Annotated in this window: 2 protein-coding genes; both read left to right on the top strand. The window is 66.5% G+C overall.

Going from position 1 to position 2,062, the window contains the following annotated elements:
* The first annotated feature begins 269 nt into the window (after positions 1–269).
* A complete protein-coding gene (locus P3W85_RS41000; protein ID WP_276269023.1) occupies positions 270–1,454 on the top strand; it encodes an acyl-CoA dehydrogenase family protein in 1,185 nt (394 codons plus the stop codon).
* Positions 1,455–1,512: 58 nt separating this feature from the next.
* Positions 1,513–2,062 (top strand): acyl-CoA dehydrogenase family protein (locus P3W85_RS40995; protein ID WP_276269022.1); only part of this gene is annotated, 550 nt, incomplete at its 3' end.

Raw genomic sequence — 2,062 nt, 5'->3', positions numbered from 1 at the left:
AGGCAGGGATGGCACGGCGCGCCGCGCCGGTGGCTTCAGCCTCCACATTGTCTCCTGATGCCCACCGGCTTGGTGTTCTTTCCGGTTTAGTGGTTGCGGTATGTTTTCAGGAATCCTAACACATAGGCGGGAACACTGTTGGTGCGCGCAACGGCGGATAGTCATGGCATTCCATCTTGATTTTAGGAAATTGAGTATTGACGTTGCAGGGGCGGGCTTATATAACGAAACCAAATCAGGGCAAGACAGAACAAAGACAGGAGACAAGCGTGGATGACCTGGAAACCTTCCGGCAGGAGGTGCGTGCCTGGCTGGAAGCGAATTGCCCGCCCGAAATGCGGCAGCCCGTACGCAATGAGGACGACATCTGCTGGGGCGGGCGCAGGTTCCGCTTCCAGTCCGAGGCACAGCGCCTCTGGCTCGCGCGCATGGGGGAGAAAGGCTGGACGGTGCCCGAGTGGCCGCGCGAGTACGGCGGCGGCGGCCTCGCCCGCGAGCAGGCCAAGGTGCTACGCCACGAAATGCAGGCGCTGGGCTGCCGCGTGCCGCTGCAGAGCTTCGGCATCTGGATGCTTGGCCCGGCCCTGCTCAAGTTTGGCTCGGAGGCGCAGAAGCGCGAGCACCTGCCCAGGATCGCGCGTGGTGAGATCCGCTGGTGCCAGGGGTATTCGGAGCCCAACGCCGGGTCCGACCTGGCATCGCTGCAGACGCGCGCCGACGAGCGCGACGATCACTTTGTCGTCAACGGCCAGAAGGTGTGGACGTCCTACGCCGACAAGGCGGACTGGATCTTCTGCCTGGTGCGTACCGACTTTTCGGCGCAGAAGCACACCGGCATCAGCTTCCTGCTGTTCGACATGGAAACGCCTGGCGTGACGGCGCGGCCCATCGTGCTGATCTCCGGCAAGTCGCCGTTCTGCGAAACCTTCTTCGACGACGTGGTGGTGCCGCGCGCCAACCTGGTGGGCGAGCTGAACGGCGGCTGGGCCATCGCCAAGTACCTGCTGACCCATGAGCGCGAGATGATCAGCGGCATCGGCGGCCGCGGCCAGCGCCCGCCAATGGGCCAGCTGGCGCGCGACACGCTCGGCCAGAACGAGCGCGGCGAGGTCGACGCGCCCATGCTGCGCGCGCAGATCGCTGCCTTCGAGATCGACGAGGCGGCATTCGCGCTGGCGGGCGAGCGCGCCATGGACCTGGCCCGGCAGGGCGAGGGCATCGCCGCGTTCTCATCGGTGCTGAAGTACTACGGATCGGAGCTGAACAAGCGGCGCTATGAGCTGCTGATGTCGATCGGCGGCAGCGAGGCGCTGGAGTGGGAGAGCGAGCGCAGCAACGACGGCGCCACCGCGCGCGGCTGGCTGCGCAGCAAGGCCAACTCGATCGAGGGCGGCACGAGCGAGGTGCAGCTCAATATTGTGGCCAAGCGTCTGCTCGGCCTGCCCGGCGCCTGATCTTCCGTCCCGACACCACGCACCCACGCACCCACGCGTCCACGCTTTGAGACCGACCATGGCTATCGTATTGAACCAGACCCAGGAAATGCTGCGGGACAGCGCCCTGGCATTCCTGCGCGAAAGCGCGCCTGTCTCCATGCTGCGCGGGCTGCGCGACACGCGGGACGACACGGGCTTTTCTTCCGACCTCTGGAAGGAATTTGCCGAACTGGGCTTCGCTGGCGTACTGATCCCCGAGCAGTACGGCGGCAGCGGGCTCGGCGTGGTGGAGGCGGGCGTCCTCATGGAAGCGCTGGGCCGCACGCTGGCGCCCACGCCGTTCTTCTCCACCGCCTTGCTAGGCGCTTCGCTGATTTCCCGGGGCGGCAGCGCGGCGCAGAAGGCGCAGTTCCTGCCCGCCATTGCCACCGGCAAGCACCTGACCGCGCTGGCGATCGACGAAGGCGCGGCGCACCGTCCGCAGCGCCAGGCGCTCGCCGCAGTGCCGCAGGACGGCGGCTTTGTGCTCAACGGCGCCAAGGTCTTCGTCATCGACGGGCATGTCGCCGATACGCTGATCGTGGTGGGCCGCACCAGCGGCAATGCCGGCGACCGGGACGGCGTCA

It is taken from the genome of Cupriavidus basilensis, from assembly GCF_029335485.1.
Lineage (GTDB): Bacteria > Pseudomonadota > Gammaproteobacteria > Burkholderiales > Burkholderiaceae > Cupriavidus > Cupriavidus basilensis_E.
The sequence above is the reverse complement of the archived record's forward strand: the minus strand, read 5'-3'. Positions and strand labels throughout refer to the sequence as shown.